The 17,692-nt window shown below is 70.2% G+C and carries 16 protein-coding genes and 1 pseudogene; 8 read left to right on the top strand and 9 right to left on the bottom strand.

Annotation, left to right across the window (positions count from 1 at the left end; translation table 11 throughout):
- Window positions 1–147: 147 nt before the first annotated feature.
- Window positions 148–585, top strand: coding sequence for a LapA family protein (locus ACWH49_RS11415; RefSeq protein WP_448171570.1), 438 nt, complete (start codon window positions 148–150; stop codon window positions 583–585).
- Window positions 586–687: 102 nt separating this feature from the next.
- A pseudogene (locus ACWH49_RS11410) lies at window positions 688–1,352 on the top strand (alpha/beta hydrolase); the annotation flags it as partial.
- A gap of 40 nt (window positions 1,353–1,392) precedes the next feature.
- Here the strand turns inward: ACWH49_RS11410 and pcaG are convergent.
- Both pcaG and pcaH read right to left on the bottom strand, forming a co-directional pair.
- Window positions 1,393–2,037 (bottom strand): protocatechuate 3,4-dioxygenase subunit alpha, encoded by a 645-nt coding sequence (gene pcaG, locus ACWH49_RS11405; RefSeq protein ID WP_448171569.1) that lies wholly within the window; start codon window positions 2,035–2,037, stop codon window positions 1,393–1,395.
- Entirely contained in the window at window positions 2,034–2,774 is a 741-nt protein-coding gene (gene pcaH, locus ACWH49_RS11400; protein ID WP_448171568.1) for a protocatechuate 3,4-dioxygenase subunit beta, read from the bottom strand. Before pcaH ends, pcaG begins: the two co-directional genes overlap by 4 nt.
- A gap of 156 nt (window positions 2,775–2,930) precedes the next feature.
- Between pcaH and ACWH49_RS11395 the strand changes: the two genes are divergently transcribed.
- Window positions 2,931–3,434, top strand: a complete 504-nt coding sequence (locus tag ACWH49_RS11395) for an RcnB family protein (RefSeq protein ID WP_448171567.1) — start codon at window positions 2,931–2,933, stop codon at window positions 3,432–3,434.
- Between the two features lie 11 nt (window positions 3,435–3,445).
- Here ACWH49_RS11395 and ACWH49_RS11390 read toward each other — a convergent pair whose 3' ends face one another.
- A complete protein-coding gene (locus tag ACWH49_RS11390; protein ID WP_448171566.1) occupies window positions 3,446–4,249 on the bottom strand; it encodes a PEP-CTERM sorting domain-containing protein in 804 nt (267 codons plus the stop codon).
- Window positions 4,250–4,445: 196 nt separating this feature from the next.
- Between ACWH49_RS11390 and minC the strand changes: the two genes are divergently transcribed.
- From minC to zwf, 5 genes are all read left to right on the top strand, one after another.
- Window positions 4,446–5,228, top strand: coding sequence for a septum site-determining protein MinC (gene minC, locus ACWH49_RS11385; protein ID WP_448171565.1), 783 nt, complete (start codon window positions 4,446–4,448; stop codon window positions 5,226–5,228).
- A gap of 19 nt (window positions 5,229–5,247) precedes the next feature.
- The gene (gene minD / locus ACWH49_RS11380) at window positions 5,248–6,063 is read left to right on the top strand and encodes a septum site-determining protein MinD (protein ID WP_056471248.1); all 816 of its coding nucleotides are present in this window, start codon (window positions 5,248–5,250) and stop codon (window positions 6,061–6,063) included.
- Between the two features lie 3 nt (window positions 6,064–6,066).
- Window positions 6,067–6,330, top strand: coding sequence for a cell division topological specificity factor MinE (gene minE, locus ACWH49_RS11375; RefSeq protein ID WP_056471251.1), 264 nt, complete (start codon window positions 6,067–6,069; stop codon window positions 6,328–6,330).
- Between the two features lie 78 nt (window positions 6,331–6,408).
- Window positions 6,409–6,792 (top strand): COG4315 family predicted lipoprotein, encoded by a 384-nt coding sequence (locus ACWH49_RS11370; protein WP_448171564.1) that lies wholly within the window; start codon window positions 6,409–6,411, stop codon window positions 6,790–6,792.
- A 112-nt stretch (window positions 6,793–6,904) separates the two neighbouring features.
- A complete protein-coding gene (gene zwf / locus ACWH49_RS11365; protein ID WP_448171563.1) occupies window positions 6,905–8,368 on the top strand; it encodes a glucose-6-phosphate dehydrogenase in 1,464 nt (487 codons plus the stop codon).
- 9 nt (window positions 8,369–8,377) lie between these two features.
- Here zwf and ACWH49_RS11360 read toward each other — a convergent pair whose 3' ends face one another.
- From ACWH49_RS11360 to ACWH49_RS11335, 6 genes are all read right to left on the bottom strand, one after another.
- Window positions 8,378–9,364 (bottom strand): LLM class flavin-dependent oxidoreductase, encoded by a 987-nt coding sequence (locus tag ACWH49_RS11360; protein WP_448171562.1) that lies wholly within the window; start codon window positions 9,362–9,364, stop codon window positions 8,378–8,380.
- A 42-nt stretch (window positions 9,365–9,406) separates the two neighbouring features.
- Window positions 9,407–10,648: an HD-GYP domain-containing protein gene (locus ACWH49_RS11355; protein ID WP_448171561.1), complete on the bottom strand. Its 1,242-nt coding sequence runs from the start codon at window positions 10,646–10,648 to the stop codon at window positions 9,407–9,409.
- A 37-nt stretch (window positions 10,649–10,685) separates the two neighbouring features.
- Window positions 10,686–13,793, bottom strand: a complete 3,108-nt coding sequence (locus ACWH49_RS11350) for an efflux RND transporter permease subunit (RefSeq protein ID WP_448171560.1) — start codon at window positions 13,791–13,793, stop codon at window positions 10,686–10,688.
- Window positions 13,794–13,803: 10 nt separating this feature from the next.
- Window positions 13,804–14,940, bottom strand: coding sequence for an efflux RND transporter periplasmic adaptor subunit (locus ACWH49_RS11345; RefSeq protein WP_448171559.1), 1,137 nt, complete (start codon window positions 14,938–14,940; stop codon window positions 13,804–13,806).
- The gene (locus ACWH49_RS11340) at window positions 14,937–16,373 is read right to left on the bottom strand and encodes an efflux transporter outer membrane subunit (RefSeq protein WP_448171558.1); all 1,437 of its coding nucleotides are present in this window, start codon (window positions 16,371–16,373) and stop codon (window positions 14,937–14,939) included. The genes ACWH49_RS11345 and ACWH49_RS11340 overlap by 4 nt, the downstream gene beginning before the upstream one ends.
- 150 nt (window positions 16,374–16,523) lie before the next feature.
- On the bottom strand, window positions 16,524–17,624 hold the full coding sequence (locus tag ACWH49_RS11335; protein WP_448171557.1) for a hypothetical protein: 1,101 nt from the start codon (window positions 17,622–17,624) through the stop codon (window positions 16,524–16,526).
- Window positions 17,625–17,692 lie beyond the last annotated feature (68 nt).

The raw sequence follows: 17,692 nt of genomic DNA, 5'->3' as shown, positions 1-17,692 counted from the left end.
TTCTCGCGCCTTCCGGCACCTGCGCGAACGGCGCGTCGTCCGGCGCCACGAGCGCGCCGATTCCGACACGCCACGCGGGCTGCCCCGATGGCAGCGCCGTCGGCGGCGGCTAACCTACTCGTTTCCTGCCACACGGAGGCCGACACCATGGTCCGCGCGCTCGCATTCTTTCTCGTCCTCGTCCTCGTCGGGCTGTTCGCCCTGCTCAACTGGGATGCGTTCTCGGCGCTCACGCCGTTGAACCTGGGCCTGACCACCGTCCAGGCGCCGCTCGGCCTGATCATGCTCGGGCTGGTCGCATTCCTGTGCGTGCTGTTCACCGTCTGGGTGGTCACGCTGCAGGCCAGCTCGCTGATGGAAGCCCGCCGCCAGACCCGCGAGCTGCAGGCCCAGCGGGACCTCGCGGACCGGGCCGAGGCCTCGCGCTTCACCGAATTGCGCAGCGAACTGATGGCGCGGCTCGACCGCATGCAGAGCGACTCGCGGATCGCCATCGAGCAGAGCAGCAACGCACTGGCCGCGCAGGTCGGCGAGCTCGAGGACCGCCTCGTGCGCGAGCGCCTGCTCGGCCCGCCGTCCGTCTGAAAAATCCCTTTACAAGGTTGCTGTCCCGCAGGTGACAGGCTTCGAGGGTTAGTGCGCCTGCTCGCGGAGAAGCGCGCGGATATTCTGCGCTCGCCGCATCCCGGCGCCCAGTATGTGTCGGTGCTGCAGAACATCACCGGCGGCCCGCGGCCGATGTTCGCGCAGGGGCTGGCCTACGGCCAGTCGTTCCCGTCGGCCTACGGTACCTTCGCGGCCGACCCGAACACGCCGTACGGCTCGGTCACTGGCATCCTGAACAAGAACGTGCTCGACACCACCGGCTTCACGTACACGATCGACGGCGACGCGGCCGCGACGACCGCGCTGAACGCGTCGGTGCAGAAGATCACGCCGGACGCCGACGCCAACCGGCTGCGCACCGATGGCCTGCGCTGGATCCCCAAGGTGAATGGTGAATTCAAGATCCCGGTGGTGTCGATCCACACGCTCGGCGACCTGTTCGTGCCGTTCAGCATGGAGCAGGTCTACCAGAAGCGCACCGCCGCCAAGGGCAACAGCGCCTGGCTGGTGCAGCGCGCGATCCGCGGCATCAGTCACTGCGACTTCACGGTCGCCGATTCGACGACATGGTCAAGTGGGAAGCCGGCGGCGCCAAGCCGGCCGGTGACGATGTGGTGACGCCTGCCACCGTGGCCGCGACGACCTACGGCTGCACGTTCACGAAGAACACGCCGGGGCCGGACGATTCGGCCAGCACCTTGGGTCTGCGCCAGATCATCGCGGCCACGACGCCGGCCTGCCCGTAAGGCCCTGCACCCCGGCCGCACGCGCGGCCGGGGGGTCCGCTCAGAGGTCGAAGAACACCGTCTCGCCCTCGCCCTGCAGGCGGATGTCGAAGCGGTAGACCGGGACGGCACCTGGGCCGGTGCCGGCGCTGCGCTGCGCGATGAGCGTGGTGCGGCGTGCCTCCCACTCGATGAGGTTGAGCACCGCGTCCTTCGCGTTCGCCTCGGCCTCGTCGCTGAAGTACAGCCGCGTGTTCAGCCCCAGGTTGATCCCGCGCGCCACCACCCACACGTTGATGTGCGGCGCCATGAAGCGGCCATTGCGCCCGGTGACCACCCCTGGCTTGATCGTGTCGAAGCTGTAGACCCCGGTGTCGAAGTCGGTGCAGCTGCGCCCCCAGCCGCGGAAGTCCGGGTCTTCGGCCTTGCCCGGCTGTCGATCGGCCGGGTGCGCGTATCGGCCGGCGGCGTTGGCCTGCCAGATCTCGATCAGCACGTCCTTGAGCACCGTGCCGATGCCGTCGAACACCCGGCCTTCGATCCGGATGCGCTCGCCCTGCGTGCGCTCGTTGGTCAGCACGCTGCCGAAGTTGTGCTCGAAGATCTCGAAGCCGGCCTGCTGCGGCGCCAGCCCGATGTGCACGTAGGGGCCGGCGGTCTGCGAGGCGGTTTCTCTCATCAGCGGCTGCATTTGCTGCTGGCTCATTGGGCGCTCCCTTGCACGGCGTTCTCGAACAGCGTCGCGCGCTGGCCGCGCAGCACGATGTCGAAGCGGTAGGCGCGGCTGTCGAGCTGGACGAAGGCGCTCGTGTCCTGCAGCGCGATCAGGCCGCGGATCTGCTCCTCGCTGGGCACGATGCGCAGGATCGGGCAGGTGGCGATCAGCGGGTCGCCCTCGAAGTACATCTGGGTGATCAGGCGCTGGACCCAGCCGTTGCCCGAGATGGCGTAGTGGATGTGGGCCGGGCGCCAGTCGTTGACGCGGTTGCGCCACGGGTAGGGGCCGGGGCGGATGGTGCGGTAGGCGTAGTAGCCGTTGGCGTCGGTGAGCATGCGCCCGCAGCCGCCGAAGTGGGGGTCGAGCGCGCCGATGTACTGGTCCTTCTTGTGGCGGTAGCGGCCGCTGGCGTTGGCCTGCCAGACTTCGACCAGCGCGTTCGGCACCGGGCGGCCGAGCTGGTCGTGGACGTAGCCGTGCACGACGATGCGCTCGCCGATCGGCAGGCCGTCCTTGGCGGCGTTCAGGATCAGGTCGTGGTCGAGCGGGCCGAACTCCTCGGCGCGGAACACCGGCGCGGTGACCTCGGACAGCGACTGCTGCAGCGAGATCGGCGCCAGACGCGGCGAGCGCAGCACGCTGGTCTTGTACGCCGGCGTCAGCGCCGGCGGGTGCGACGTCGTGTCGCGCATCAGGTATTCGGCGTCGGGCGCGGGGGCTCTCATCGGCGGCTTCCGTTTCTGTGGAATCCTCGACTGTAGGAGACCGCTTTCGAATTGTCACGACCGCGTGCCCTCCGATCGCCGCGGCGGATGTCGGCCTACAGCCCGGCGCCGGCGTTGAGTACAGACTGGTCCACCGGATCATCCAAGGAGCGTCCCATGAGATACCACGCCATCGTCAGCGCCGTCGCGGCCTTTTCCATGACCGTCAGCGGTCTGGCGTTCGCTCAGAACGACAAGGATGTCCGCGCCGACCGGGCCGGCCAGGGGAGCTATGACGTTCGCCTGCCGCGCCACGCCGACCCGCGCGACCGCCCGGTGGACACTCGCCGTGACGACCGCAGGAGCGATCGTCGCGATGACTACCGCAGCCGCAACGACCGCCGGGACGACTACCGTGGTCGTGACGACCGGCGCGGCCCGCCCGGCCACGCGCCTGCGTACGGCTACCGCGACGGTCGCGGCGCCGGCCCGAACCACAACTTCTACCGCGGCGGGCGCCTGCCGCCCGAGTGGCGCAGCCGCCAGTACGTCGTCGACGACTGGCGCGGCCACCGCCTCACCGCGCCGCCGCGCGGCTACCACTGGGTGCAGACCGGCGGCGACTACGTGCTGGTGGCCATCGCCACCGGCATCATCGCGTCGATCCTGTTGAACCAGTGATCGCCTGAGGCTCAGGCGCGGCGCCGCCGCGCCGCGAACCCGAGTGCGCCGAGACCGACGAGCATCAGCGCGTAGGTCCCGGGCTCGGGGATCGGCGTCACCGGCACACCGCCGGTCTGCGTGAAGCCCGCGTAGGTCACGTTCGCCTGCGAGTTGTTGAAGAAGCCGAACTGACCGCCGGTGAAGGTGGTGTCGACGACCGTGGTGTCCCACAGCGTCGTCGCGCCGTTCTTCACGACGACGTGGATCTCGCCCGGGTTCTGGTCGAAGTCGAGGTGGAAGCTGTAGTCGGTGGCCGCGAGCCAGCCGGCCGAGGACGACTGGTTCTTCGCCAGCACGACCATGTCGCCGAAGCTGACCTGGTTCTCCCAGAACTCCTCGAGCGAGAGATCGGTGGCACCGTTGCCGGTGCCGCCGGTGAACTTCTTGATCGCCATGCCCTCGGCCGCGGTGCGGCCCACGTAGCCCTGCGTGCCCTGCTTCCAGTCGAACAGGTAGAAGTTGCTCGAGTTCTGGTAGCCGAACACGAAGCCCATGTAATCGTCGTCGCCGGTGCCGGCGTCGACGCGCCAGGTGCCGTCGATCGAGTACTTCGTCTGGTTCAAATTGTTCAGATAGAAGGACGGATCGGCGTTGATCACCTGCTTCACGGTGGTGTTGCCGGCCGAGAGCACCCAGCTGCCGGACCCCTGGCCGCCCGGGTAGTTCAGCGTGAGCGGCGTCCAGGACGACAGGTCGAGCGGGTCCGCGGACACGGCGAACGGGGCGGCCGACAACAGTGCGGCGAGCGCGAAGCGGTTCAGGCGAGTGGTCACGGGTGGGTCTCCTCGAAGGTGGACGTGGCGGGCAATTTGTCTGGATTGCGACAATGCAAAGCGCGAAGCTGGACTGTCGGATTCGTCAACCCGTCTGAACACCCCAAGTCCTAGGGGCAGGACCCCTGAATCGGGGGATACCGCGGTCGGCCGAGGGCACCCGCTAAACTCGACGCCTTTGCCGCCGCACGAATCCATGGCTGTCGTCCTCCAGGCTCCTGCTGCCTTCGAACTCAAGAGTGCCGCGCTCACGCTGGTGGCGGTGATGTTGAAGACCACCGACCTCGCGCGCCTGTCGCAGGCGCTCGACGAGCGCTTCGCCGACGCACCGGGCCTGTTCGACAACGATCCGGTCGCGATCGACCTCTCGCACGTGCGCGACGCCGACGAGCCGATCGACTTCGTCGTGCTCATGCACCTGCTGCGCGGTCACAAGATGTTGCCGGTGGCCGTCAAGTCCGGCAATGCGCAGCAGATGGAAGATGCGCTCGCCGCCGGCCTCAGCGAGGCCCACGGCAGTGGCCCGGGCGCGCTGCCGGTGCGCCAGCACACGCCGATCGATGCCGGGGCGGAGCCGCCGGCGAAGGCAGTGGCGGCGGTGGCACCGGCCACCGAGCCCGAGCCGATGCCCGAACCCCCGCGCACGGCGCTGGTGATCGACAAGCCGCTGCGGTCCGGTCAACGGGTCTATGCCAAGGGCGCCGACCTGATCGTGCTCGCGGTGGTCAGCTTCGGTGCCGAGGTGATCGCCGACGGCAACATCCACGTCTACGCGCCGTTGCGCGGCCGGGCGCTGGCCGGCGCGCTGGGCGACACCAGCGCGCGCATCTTCACGACCTGCATGGAGCCGCAGCTGCTCTCCATCGCGGGCATCTATCGAACCACCGAACACGAATTGCCCGCCGCCGTGCTGGGCAAGCCCGCACAGGTGCGGCTCGCGGGCGAGAAGCTCGTCGTCGAGCCCCTCCAATCAGATTGAACCAAAGGATTCCGAGACCATGGCCAAGATCGTCGTCGTGACCTCCGGCAAGGGTGGCGTGGGCAAGACCACCACCAGCGCCAGTTTCGCCTCGGGCCTCGCACTCGCCGGCCACAAGACCGCAGTGATCGACTTCGACGTCGGCCTGCGCAACCTCGACCTGATCATGGGTTGCGAGCGCCGCGTCGTCTACGACCTGATCAACGTGATCCAGGAAGAGGCCAACCTCAACCAGGCGCTGATCAAGGACAAGCAGTGCGACAACCTGTTCGTGCTCGCGGCCTCGCAGACGCGCGACAAGGACGCGCTGACGCAGGAGGGCGTCGAGAAGGTGCTGAACGATCTCGCCGCGATGGACTTCGAGTACATCGTCTGCGATTCGCCGGCCGGCATCGAGACCGGCGCGCTGATGGCGATGCACTTCGCCGACGAGGCGCTGGTCGTGACCAACCCCGAGGTCTCGTCGGTGCGCGACTCCGACCGCATCCTGGGCATGCTGTCCTCCAAGACCAAGCGCGCGATCGACGGCAAGGAGCCGATCAAGGAGCACCTGCTGATCACCCGCTACAACCCGAACCGGGTCGAGGGCGGGCAGATGCTGTCGCTGGGCGACATCAAGGACATCCTGCGGATCGACCTGATCGGCGTGATCCCCGAGTCGGAGACGGTGCTCGACGCCTCGAACCAGGGCGTGCCGGCAGTGCACCTGAAGGGCACCGACGTGTCCGAGGCCTACAAGGACGTGGTGGCGCGCTTCCTCGGCGAAAGCCGACCGATGCGCTTCACGGAGGCCGTGAAACCCGGCTTCTTCAAACGCGTCTTCGGAGGGAGGTAAGGCATGTCTCTGCTGTCCTTCCTGCTCGGAGAAAAGAAGAAGACCGCCAGCGTCGCCAAGGAGCGGCTGCAGATCATCCTCGCGCACGAGCGCAGCGGGCGCGGCGCCAGCCGCCCCGACTACCTGCCCGCGCTGCAGAAGGAGCTGATGGCGGTGATCTCGAAGTACGTGTCGATCAAGCCCGAGGACATCAAGGTCGAACTGGAGCGCCAGGACAACCTCGAGGTGCTGCAGGTCAAGATCGAGCTGCCCGACGCGTTGCGCTGAGGCCCGCGAGGGAATAGCGGCACCGTCCCAAGCGTCTACCGAGAGCGGACGTCTCGTCCGCGCCTCCGGACTGCCGCCATGCGTTTCGCCCTTCGCCCCCTATCGCTCCTGATCTTCAGCGCCGCGTTGCTCGGCGCCTGCGCCGTCATGGCGCCCGCCCCGGCGCGGACCGCCGACGGCGTGCTCGTCGGCGCCAACGGCATGACGCTCTACACCTTCGACAAGGACACCGCCGGCAGCGGCAAGTCCGTCTGCAACGGTGCGTGCGCGACCAACTGGCCGCCGCTGATGGCCGCCGACACCGACAAGCCGGCCGGCGACTACAGCATCGTCACCCGCGACGACGGCAAGAAGCAGTGGGCGCTGAAGGGCAAGCCGCTGTACTACTGGGCCAAGGACACCAAGGCCGGCGACAAGACCGGCGACGGCGTGCTCGGCATCTGGCACACCGCCAAGCCCTGAGCGCGCAGCCGCGCGCGGGAGGCGGGCCCGCTCCTTGCGTTGCCTGACGCAGAATGCCGCTGGGCGCCGACACGTGGGTCGGCGCAGGCAGGGCTGACGAAGGGTGAGCGCGGTGGCAAAGATTCCTCCAGGTGTGGGCCCGCGGTTCCCGCAGGTCGTGGTGCTGTTCGGCGCGACCGGCGATCTGGCGCGGCGCAAGCTGCTGCCGGGGCTGTTCCACCTGGCGAGCGCCGGCTTCATTCCGGGCTGCCGGATCATCGGCGTCTCGCTCGACGAGTACGGCGTCGAGGAGTTCCGCGCCGCGGCACGCAGCGCGCTCGACGAGTTCGCCGCGCGCAAGGTCAGCGACGCCGACTGGGCCACCTTCGCCGCCACGCTCGACTACGTGCCGCTCACCGCCGGCCCGGCCGCGCTGCGCGCCGCGGTCGATGCCGCCGAGGCCACGCTCGCGGGCGAGAGCCGCCGGCTGCACTACCTGAGCGTGCCGCCGAGCGCCGCGCTGTCGGCGGTGCGCATGCTGGGCGAGGCGGGTCTGGTCGAACGCTCGCGCATCGTGATGGAAAAGCCGTTCGGCACCGACAAGGCCAGCGCCGTGGCGTTGAACGCGAAGCTGCACGAGGTCTTCGCCGAAGAACAGATCTTCCGCATCGACCACTTCCTCGGCAAGGAGCCGGCGCAGAACATCCTCGCCTTCCGCTTCGCGAACGGGCTGTTCGAGCCGATCTGGAACCGCAACTTCATCGACCACGTGCAGATCGACGTGCCGGAGACGCTGGGTCTGGGCAAGCGCTCGGGCTTCTACGAGCAGACCGGCGCCTACCGCGACATGGTGGTCACGCACCTGTTCCAGATTCTCGGCTTCATGGCGATGGAGCCGCCGACCTCGCTCGAGCCCGCGCCGATCAGCGAGGAGAAGAACAAGGTCTTCCGCAGCATGCTGCCGATCCAGCCGGGCGACGTGGTGCGCGGCCAGTACAACGGCTACCGGCAGGAGGAGGGCGTCGACCCCGAATCGGAAACCGAGACCTTCATCGCGCTGAAGTGCTTCATCGACAACTGGCGCTGGGCCGGCGTGCCGTTCTTTCTGCGCACCGGCAAGCGCCTCGCCGAGGGCCAGCGGATCATCTCGATCGCGTTCCGCGAGCCGCCGAAGAGCATGTTCCCGGCCGGCTCGGGCGTCGGCGCGCAGGGGCCCGATCACCTGACCTTCGACCTGGCCGACGCGTCGAAGATGAGCCTGTCGTTCTACGGCAAGCGGCCCGGCCCCGGCATGCGGCTGGACAAGCTGAGCCTGCAGTTCGCGATGCACGACACCGGGCTGATCGGCGACGTGCTCGAAGCCTACGAGCGGCTGATCCTCGACGCGATGCGCGGCGACCGCACGCTGTTCACGACCGCCGAAGGCATCGAGCGGCTCTGGGAAGTGTCGACACAGCTGCTCGAAGCGCCCCCGCCGGTGCGGCTGTACCCGCCGGGCTCGTGGGGCCCGAAGTCGATCCACCAGCTGATCGCGCCGCATGCCTGGCGGCTGCCGTTCGAGCGGGCCTGGCGCGATCCGAACAAGTCGGGCGGGTGACCGCGGCCGTCAGCCGCGTGCGACCTCGGCGGTGATCTCGTAGGAGCGCAGGCGCGCCGCGTGGTCGAAGACCTGCGAGGTGATCATCAGCTCGTCGGCGCCGGTGCGGTCGATGAAGGCGCGCAACTCGCGCCGCACCGTGTCGGGAGAGCCGACCGCGGCGCAAGACAGGACCGAGTCGAGCAACGCGTTCTCCTGCGGGCCGAGGCGCTCGCGGTAGCCGGCCTGTGGCGGCTGCAACTGGCCTGGCCGGCCGCTTCGCAGGTTCACGAAGGCCTGTTGCATCGACGTGGCGAGGAACTCCGCCTCGTCGTCGGTGTCGGCCGCGAAGACATTGAAGCCGAGCATCACGTGCGGCTTGCCACCCGGCGCCGAGGGCCGGAATTGCTGCCGGTACAGCGCGATCGCCTGCATCATCTGCGCCGGCGCGAAGTGCGACGCGAAGGCGTACGGCAGCCCGAGGGCGGCCGCGAGCTGCGCGCCGTACAGACTGGATCCGAGGATCCACAGCGGAACGTTCGCGCCGCGCCCGGGCACCGCGAGCACCGGCTGGCGCGGCGCGTCGCTCAGGTAGTCGGCCAGTTCGAGCACGTCCTGCGGGAAGCTGTCGACGTCGGACCCGAGGTGGCGGCGCAGCGCGCGGGCGGTGGGCTGGTCGGAGCCCGGCGCACGGCCGAGGCCGAGGTCGATCCGGCCCGGGTACAGCGCCGCCAGCGTGCCGAACTGTTCGGCGATGACCAGCGGTGAATGGTTGGGCAGCATGATGCCGCCGGCGCCGACGCGGATCGTCGAGGTGCCGCCCGCCACGTGGCCGATCAGCACCGCGGTCGCGGCGCTGGCGATGCCCGGCATGCCGTGGTGCTCGGCGAGCCAGAAGCGGTGGAAGCCGAGGCGCTCGGCATGGCGCGCCAGGTCGAGCGTGCGGCGAAACGATTCCGCGGCGTCGCTGCCCTGCGTGATCGGCGAGAGGTCGAGTACGGAAAGCGGAGTCTTCATCCACCGCATCTGGGGGCGGCCGGGCCGCCTGCAACCGCCGAATCAGCCGCGCAGCGCGTCGCCGGCCCACAGCGCGTCGAGCTGCGAGGCGCTCCAGTCTCCGCGCGGCTCGCGAGCGCTGATGGCGTCGCTGGCGTCGGCGCGCGCCAGATCGATCTGCTGGGCGGGGATCGGCATGTTCGAGCGGGTCGAGAAGAAGACCTTGACGGTCGGCGCGGTCAGGTTGGTCGCGTGCTGCTTGACGACCACGGCGAGGCGCCCGGAGCGCAGCCGCACCAGCGAGCCGGTCGGGTAGATGCCAAGGCTGCGCACGAACACCGCGAACAGCGTCGGGTCGAAGTGGCCGGCCCAGGAGGCCATGCGCGAGATCGAGTCGGCCGGGTCCCACGCCGCCTTGTACGGGCGGTTCGAGCTGATCGCGTCGTAGACATCGCAGATGGCGCCCATGCGCGCCATCTGGGAGATCGCGTCGCCGGCCAGTCCTTGCGGGTAGCCGCGCCCGTCGACGCGCTCGTGGTGGTGCAGGCAGACGTCGAGCGCGACCGCGCCGGCCGTGCCGCCTTCGAGCAGCACGGCGTGGCCGCGGGCCGGATGCGAGCGCATCACGCCGAACTCGGCGTCGGTCAGCTTGCCGGGCTTGTTGAGCACCTCCAGCGGCATGAGCGCCTTGCCGACGTCGTGCAGCAACCCGGCCAGCCCGGCCTCGCGGCACGCCGCGGCGCCGAGGCCCGCTTCGCGCGCCAGCGCGATCATCAGCGCGCAGACGGCCACCGAGTGCATGTAGCTGTAGTCGTCCTTGGTCTTGAGCCGCGCCAGGCTGACGAGCGCGCCCGGGTTGCGGAACACCGAAGCCGCGAGTTCCTCGACCAGCGGCTGGAAGGCTTCGGCATTGAGCGCCTTGCCCATGCGCAGCTCGCCGAACAGCTGCTGCACCGCGAGCTTGGATTTCTTGCACAGGCGCGCGGCCTGGGCCAGCTCCTCCTCGAACGCGACGCTCGGCGCGGGCACGGTGTCGGCCGGGTCGGGCAGCCCGGCGAGCGGCGCCGGCGCGGTCGGCGAGTCCTCCACCGCCGGCATCGCAGGCGCCGCAGGGGCCGCCACGTCGAGACCCTTGGACGAGTCGATCCAGCAGTGCATGACGCCGCTGGAACGAACGGCGCTCAAGTCTGCCGCGTCAGCGAGTACAAACTTCGTTCGCCAGAAGGGGTGATCGAGCCACGGCCCCTCCAGGGCATGCAGGTGCATGCCCAGGCGAAGATCGGCGGTGGCGATTTTCTTCAGCATCGGGTGGGGTGCCCGTGCCGCGTCGAGCCGGCACCGGTCAGTGGATATCGGCCGTTGCCGGCTCGGCCTGAGCCGGGCCTTTTCCGGTCCGTCGGCGATGCAGCGTGCGCCGCGCCCATTCCATCAGGTCGTCGATGACGCTGAAGATCACCGGGATCACCAGCAGGCTGATGAAGGTCGAGGTGATCAGCCCGCCGATCACGACGATCGCCATCGGCGCCCGGAAGCTCGGGTCGGTGCCCAGGCCGATCGCGATCGGCAGCATGCCGGCGCCCATCGCGATCGTCGTCATCACGATCGGGCGGGCGCGCTTGTGGCAGGCGTCGAGCAGCGCGTCGGTGCGCGACAGGCCCAGGTCGCGCCGCGCCATGATCGCGTACTCGACCAGCAGGATCGAGTTCTTCGACGCCACGCCCATCAACATGATCAGCCCGATCATCGACGGCATCGACAACGCCGTGTGGGTGACGAACAGTGCCAGGAACGCGCCCGGGATCGCCAGCAGCAGCGCGCCCAGGATGCTGACCGGCTGCACGAAGTCGTGGAACAGCAGCACCAGCACGATGTAGATGCACAGCACGCCGGTCAGCATCGCCAGGCCGAAGCTCGCGAAGAGTTCGCCCATCGCCTCCACATCACCGACGCCGCGCTGCGAGATGCCGGGCGGCAGGTCCTTCAGGCTGGGCAGCGCCTGCGCGTGCTTCTCGACCTCGCCGAGCGGCTGCTGGTTCAGTTCGATCTCGAAGTTGATGTTGCGCTGCCGGTCGTAGCGGTCGATCTGCGCCGGGCCGCTGTCGATCGCCAGCGTCGCGACGTTGCCCAGCATCACCGGCCCGCGCGCGCCGGGCACGGCCAGGCGCGACAGCAGGTCGAGGTCGGTGCGCGCATCGGCCTTGAGCTTGACGACGATCGGCACCTGGCGCTGGCTCAGGTTGAGCTTGGGCAGCGCCTGATCGTAGTCGCCGGCGGTCGCGATCCGCAGCGTGTCGGCGATCGCGGCGGAGGTGACGCCGAGGTCGGCGGCGCGCGCGAAATCGGGCCGCACGATCAGCTCGGGCCGCACCAGGCTCAGCGTCGACGTGACTGAGCCGATGCCGGGGATCGTGCGCAGATCGCGCTCGACCAGCTTGGCGTGCGCGGCGAGCGCGTCGCCGTCTTCGCCGGCCAGCACCAGCACGTATTTCTCGCTCGAGCCGCCGAAGCCGACCTTCACGCGCGCGCCGGGCAGCACTTCGAGTGCGTCGCGCAGCTGCGCCTCGACCGCCTGCTTCTTGATGCCGTGGCGCTGGTCGCGCGGCGTCATGTTGATCGTCAGCGTCGCCTTGCGGACCTCGGCTGCGCCGCTCGGCGCGAACGGGTCGGCGCCGGTGTTGCCGCCACCGATCGCGGTGTAGACGAGCTTCACATGCTCGTTCTTCTGCACGATCGCCCGCGCCGCCTCGGCGGTCGCGAAGGTCTGCGCGAAGGTGGCGCCCGGCGGCAGCGAGATCGAGACCTGGGTCTGCGACAGGTCGTCCGGCGGGATGAAGCCGGTCGGCAGCAGCGGCACCAGCATGAACGAGCCGACCAGGAACACGGTGGCCGCAATCGTCGTCCACACCCGGTGCTTGAGCGCGCCCTGGACCCAGCGCATGTAGATGCCGAGCCACGCGCCTTCGCGGTGTTCCTTCTTCGGCACCTTGAGCACGTAGGCGGCCATCATCGGCGTCAGCAGGCGCGCCACGACCAGCGACATGAACACCGCGATCGCCGCGGTCCAGCCGAATTGCACGAAGAACTTGCCCGGCACGCCGCTCATGAACGCGGTCGGCAGGAACACCGCGATCAGCGTGAAGGTGGTCGCGATCACCGCGAGGCCGATCTCGTCGGCCGCTTCCATCGCGGCCTCGAACGGCTTCTTGCCCATGCGCAGGTGCCGCATGATGTTCTCGATCTCGACGATCGCGTCGTCGACCAGGATGCCGACCACCAGCGACAGCGACAGCAGCGTCACGCCATTGAGCGTGAAGCCGAACAGGTACATCGCCGCGAACGCCGGGATGATCGACAGCGGCAATGCGGTCGCCGAGACCAGCGTCGCGCGCCAGTCGCGCAGGAACAGCCACACGACCAGCACCGCCAGCGCCGCGCCCTCGTACAGCAGGATCATCGAGCCGTCGTAGTTCTCCTGCACCGGGTCGACGAAGTTGAAGGCTTCGGTGATCGCGATGTCGGGGTGCGCGGCCTTCAGCGTCTCCAGCTGCTTGCGCACGCCGGCCGCGACCTCGGTCTCGCCGGCGCCGCGGGTGCGCGTGATCTCGAAGCCGACGACCGGCTTGCCGTTGAGCAGCGCTGCCGAGCGCCGCTCGCCGACCGTGTCGAGCACGCTGGCCACCTGGTCGAGCCGCACGCGGCGGCCATCGGTCAGCGTGATCTCCATGCGCGCGAGTTCGTCGGCCGACTTGACCGTGGCGATCGTGCGGACCGACTGCTCGGCGCCGCCGACGTCGGTGCGCCCGCCAGACGCCTCCTGCTGAACCATGCGCAGCTGGCGCGAGATGTCGGCCGCGGTCGCGTTCAGCGCCTGCAGCCGGCCCGGATCGAGCTCGACGCGCACCTCGCGGGTCACGCCGCCGACCCGGCTGACCGCGCCGACGCCGGGCACGCTGAGCAGCGTCTTCGCGACCGTGTTGTCGACGAACCAGCTGAGCGCCTCGTCGTCCATGCGGGTCGATGCGACCGTGAAGGTCAGGATCGGCGCGCCGGACAGCTCCATCTTCGTGACCACCGGGTCGCGCAGGTCGCCGGGCAGGTCGGAGCGCACCCGCGAGACCGCGGCGCGCACGTCGTCGACCGCCTCCTGCGTCGGCTTCTCCAGGCGGAACTCGGTCGTGACGATCGCCGAGCCGTCCTGCACCGTGGTGTAGATGTGCTTGACGCCCTGCAGCGTGGCGATCGAGTTCTCGAGCTTGCGCGCGACCTCGGTCTCGAGCTGCGCCGGCGACGCGCCGGGCAGCGCCGCGGTCACGGTGACGGTGGGCAGGTCGATGTCGGGAAAGTTCTGGATCTTCATCGCCTTGAAGGCGACCAGGCCGACCAGCGTCAGCATGATGAAGAGCAGCACGCCCGGCACCGGGTTGCGGATCGACCAGGAGGAGACGTTCATCGCGCGGACCTCACTTGGCAGCCGACGCGGCGGCGGGCGCTGCGACCACGCGCACCAGGTCGCCATCGGCCAGGAAGCCGCCGCCGGCCGCAACCACGCGGGCACTCGCGTCGAGCCCGCCTGTGATCTCGATCCGGTCGCCCAGGCGCCGGCCGACAGCGACCTTGACCTGCGCGACCTTGGAGTCCGGCCCGACCCGCAGCACGTAGCTGAAGCCGTCGCGCAGCAGCACCGCGCTCTGCGGCAGCGTGAGCCCCGAGCCATTGCCGATCTCGAACTCGCCGCGCGCGAACATGCCGGCGCGCGCCGCGCCGGCCGGCGCCGGCAGGTCGACGTAAACGATGCCGTTGCGGGTCTGCGGGTCGACCGTCGGCGCGACCATGCGCACCGTGCCACGCACCGGTGCCGCATCGCCCGCGGTGACCTGCGCGACCATTCCGGGCTTCAGTTTCGCCATGTCGTTCGCCGCGACTTCGGCGCGCCATTCGAGCCGGCCCTGGCGGATCATCCGGAACAGCTCCTGCCCAGCAGGAAGCACCGCGCCGACGGTGGCGCTGCGCGCCGAGATCACGCCGAAGTCGGGCGCGAGCACCTGCGTCTGCTTCAGCCGCAGCTGCTGCGTGCGGGCCAACGCGCGCTGCGCGTCGAGCCGCGCCTTCGCGGTGCGTTCCGCCGTCAGGTACTGGTTGATCGCCGCCTCGCTGAGTGCGCCGGTGGCCTGCAGGCCGCGCGCCCGCTGCGCGTTGGCCGAGGCCTCGGCGAGCGTGGCCTCAGCCTCGGCGACCGCGGCGCGCACTTGCGCCACGTCGGCCTGCATGGTGTCGGGCGCGAAGGTCGCGAGCACCTGGCCGCGCTTGACGACGTCGCCGATGTTGACCAATACGGTCGCCAGCCGCAGCCCGTTGGCCTCGGTGCCGACGCTCGCCTCCTGCCAGGCGGCGATGCTGCCGTTGGCAGTGATGCGCAACGGCAGCGCGATCGACTGCGGTTGCGTGACGGTGACCGTCAGCGCGGGGCGGGCCGGCGCGGCAGCGGCCTTGTCATCGGCCGCACGCACGGCCAGCGTGCCGGTCGCGAGTGCCGCGGCAACGATCAACAGCGTCGCGGGCAGTGCACGCGGCCAGGGAAAACGGATGATGGGAGTCATGGGGTCAGCGTGGCGAGTGACGTGTCGGTGGCGGACCAGCCGCCGCCGAGCGCGCGGTACAGCGAGATCCAGGCAGTGGCACGTTCGCGCTGCAGGTCGATCAGCGCAATCTCGGCCTGCAGGGCCGAGCGGCGCGCGTCTTCGAGTTCGTACAGACTCGCCAGGCCGCCCTTGAAACGCGCCTCGGTGGCGCGGAACGAGGCCGCGTAGCCGGCGCTCGCGGTCTGCGCATCGGTGCTGCGGTCGGCGGTGCTCTGCAGCGCCACCAGCGCCTCCTCGACCTCGCGCACCGCCGTGCGCAGGCGGGCGCGGTAGAGCAGGCCGGCCTCGTCGTAGCGGGCGCGCGCGGCGTCGACATTGGCACGGCGCGTGCCGCCGTCGAACAGCGGCAGGGCCACGGTGATCGGGCCGATGGACCAGAGCGTGCCGCTGCTGTTGCCGAAATCGGCGGACTCGATGCGCGCCGCGCTCAGACTGCCGTTCAACGTGATGCGCGGCAGCCGTGCGGCGCGCGCCTGGGCCACCTCGGCGCTGGCCGCGACGACCTCGCGCTCGGCCGCCGCCAGATCGGGCCGCTGCGCCAGCACCTGCGCCGGCACCGCGGCCAGCGCGATCGGCGCGGGCTGCGGCAGGCGGGCCGCGTTCGGCGCGAGCCGACTGCGCAGGCCCGGCTCGTCGATGCCGGTCAGCGCGACCAGGCCCTTGACCAGCACGTCGCACTGCGCACGGCGCTGGGTCAGCAAACCGTTGCCCTGCGCGGCGCTTGCGCGGGCAAGCGCCGCGTTCGCGGGCGATTCGAAACCGGCCTTCGTGCTGAGATCGGTCAGCCGCGCCGTCTCGTTGCGCGAGCGGCTGTCGAGTTCGCTCTGCGCCACCTGCGCCTCGCAGGCGCGCAGGCTGGTGTAGGCGGTGCCGACCTCGGCGGCAACCGCGACACGCGCGTCGTGCCAGCCGGCCTGCGCGCCTTCGAAGCGCGCCTGGGCGGCCTCGCCCGCGGCGCGGCGGCCGCCGAACAGGTCGATTTCCCACGCGGCCTGCACGCCGGCGCTGGCGCTGTTGTCCAGGCCGCTGATGAAGTCCTGCCGGCCGCGCACCGCGCTGGCGTTCGAATCGACCGACGGCAGCAGCGCGGCGCCGACGGCCACGCGCGTCGCCCGCGACTGCGCGATCCGCGCCGCTGCGGTCGCGAGCGTGGGGCTCGCCGCCTGCGCGGCGTCGATCAGCGCGGGCAGCACCGGGTCGTCTAATTGCCTCCACCACTCGGCGAGCGCCGTGAGCTCGCCACGGTGCGGCAACGGCGCCTGCCATTGCGGCGGCGCATCGGTGCCGGGGGACGGCGGGCGCGTCGGCGGCCCGCTGCTGCAGGCGGCAAGCGCCGCCGCGGCCGCGGCCGCCAGGGTGGTGCGCCACGGGTTGAACGAGGGTCTGATCACAGGTCGCTTTCGTTGTCGCGTGCACCCGTCGGAACGGGATCGGCCTCGACGAGGCCCGCAGCATAGCAACGAGACGACGTTCGTCGCGGCCCGAAATCGACACGGCCGCGCGGCTGCTGACAACACGGTGTCAGCAGCGGACGCGCGAGCTCACCAGGCGAACTGGCGCTGTGCCGGCTCGGCGCGCGGCCCCGCGACGGGCGCGGCGTGCGGCACGTAGCCGCGGGTCGCGAGGTTCCAGCCCTCGGTGGCGCTGGCCTCGCTCAGCGGCAGCATCACCGCCGAACTCAGCTTGCGGGCGACCGCGCGCGCGAGCAATGCCTCGCACGACGCCGCGCTGAGCTGGCGCGCGAAACGGGTCCAGCGCTGCTGCACCAGCGTCGCGCGCCACGCGTCCTCGACGGCCCAGCGCGCGTGGCACTCGTCGCCGGCACGCCCGGCCTCGATCACGCGCGGCAGCAGGCTCATGAAGAAGCCGCGGAAATCCCGCTTCAGCGCCTTGCCAGGCAGCAGGTCCTCGAAGCGGCTGATGCGGTGGCTCCAGCCCGGCTTCAACAGCTGCTGGCTGACGAAGGCCTGCAGCGCCTGCACCGGGTTGAACAGGCGCAGCCGGTTCGGCGGCAGCACCAGCAGCGGCAGGGCGCAGGCCTCGTCGTGCGGCAGCGGCTCGACGAAGCTGCACAGCACCGCGGTGCGCGACCACTGCTCGGCCGACAGCCCGCCCAGGCCGGGCAGTTGCTCGGCCTCGATCTGCTGCACGAAGCCGATCGCGTCGCGGAAGCCGTGCGCGCCCTTCGCATGGTTGGCCTTGGTGCTCATCACCGCGAGGTTGCCGGCGGCGTAGCCGGCGTCGTTGCGAACGCGGTCGATCGATCCGTCGCTGCCCTCGAGCGTGGCGCTGGACAGCGGCACGCGGGTGATCGGGCAGTGGCTGGCGTCGATCTGCTGCAGGTAGTTCGGCGTCACCTGCACCAGCTCGACGCTGCGGCCGCGCAGCCAGGCGTTCAGGCGCAGCTGCAGCCACTTGCGCACGTGGCGGTTGGCGGCCAGCGTGCGCGTGCCGAACGCGGCGTCGCCGGCGAGCAGGCCGTTGCGCAGCGGGGACGGCTCCTGCGCAAACGGCGTCGGCAGTGCGACCCGGTAGTGGGCATAGTCCCAGCCGAGTTCGAACCCGACGTGCTCGTGCGCCGTCAGGCCGGAGATGGGGAGGCCGGTTTGCAGGTCGATCAGGCTCGCGGTGGTGTGGGTCATGGCAGGGCTCCAGAACTTTCGCGGCGACCGTTTCGCAGCGATGGAGGCAGTGTGTCGATCAGGTAGCT

Source organism: Rhizobacter fulvus (genome assembly GCF_964020785.1).
The sequence above is the reverse complement of the archived record's forward strand: the minus strand, read 5'-3'. Positions and strand labels throughout refer to the sequence as shown.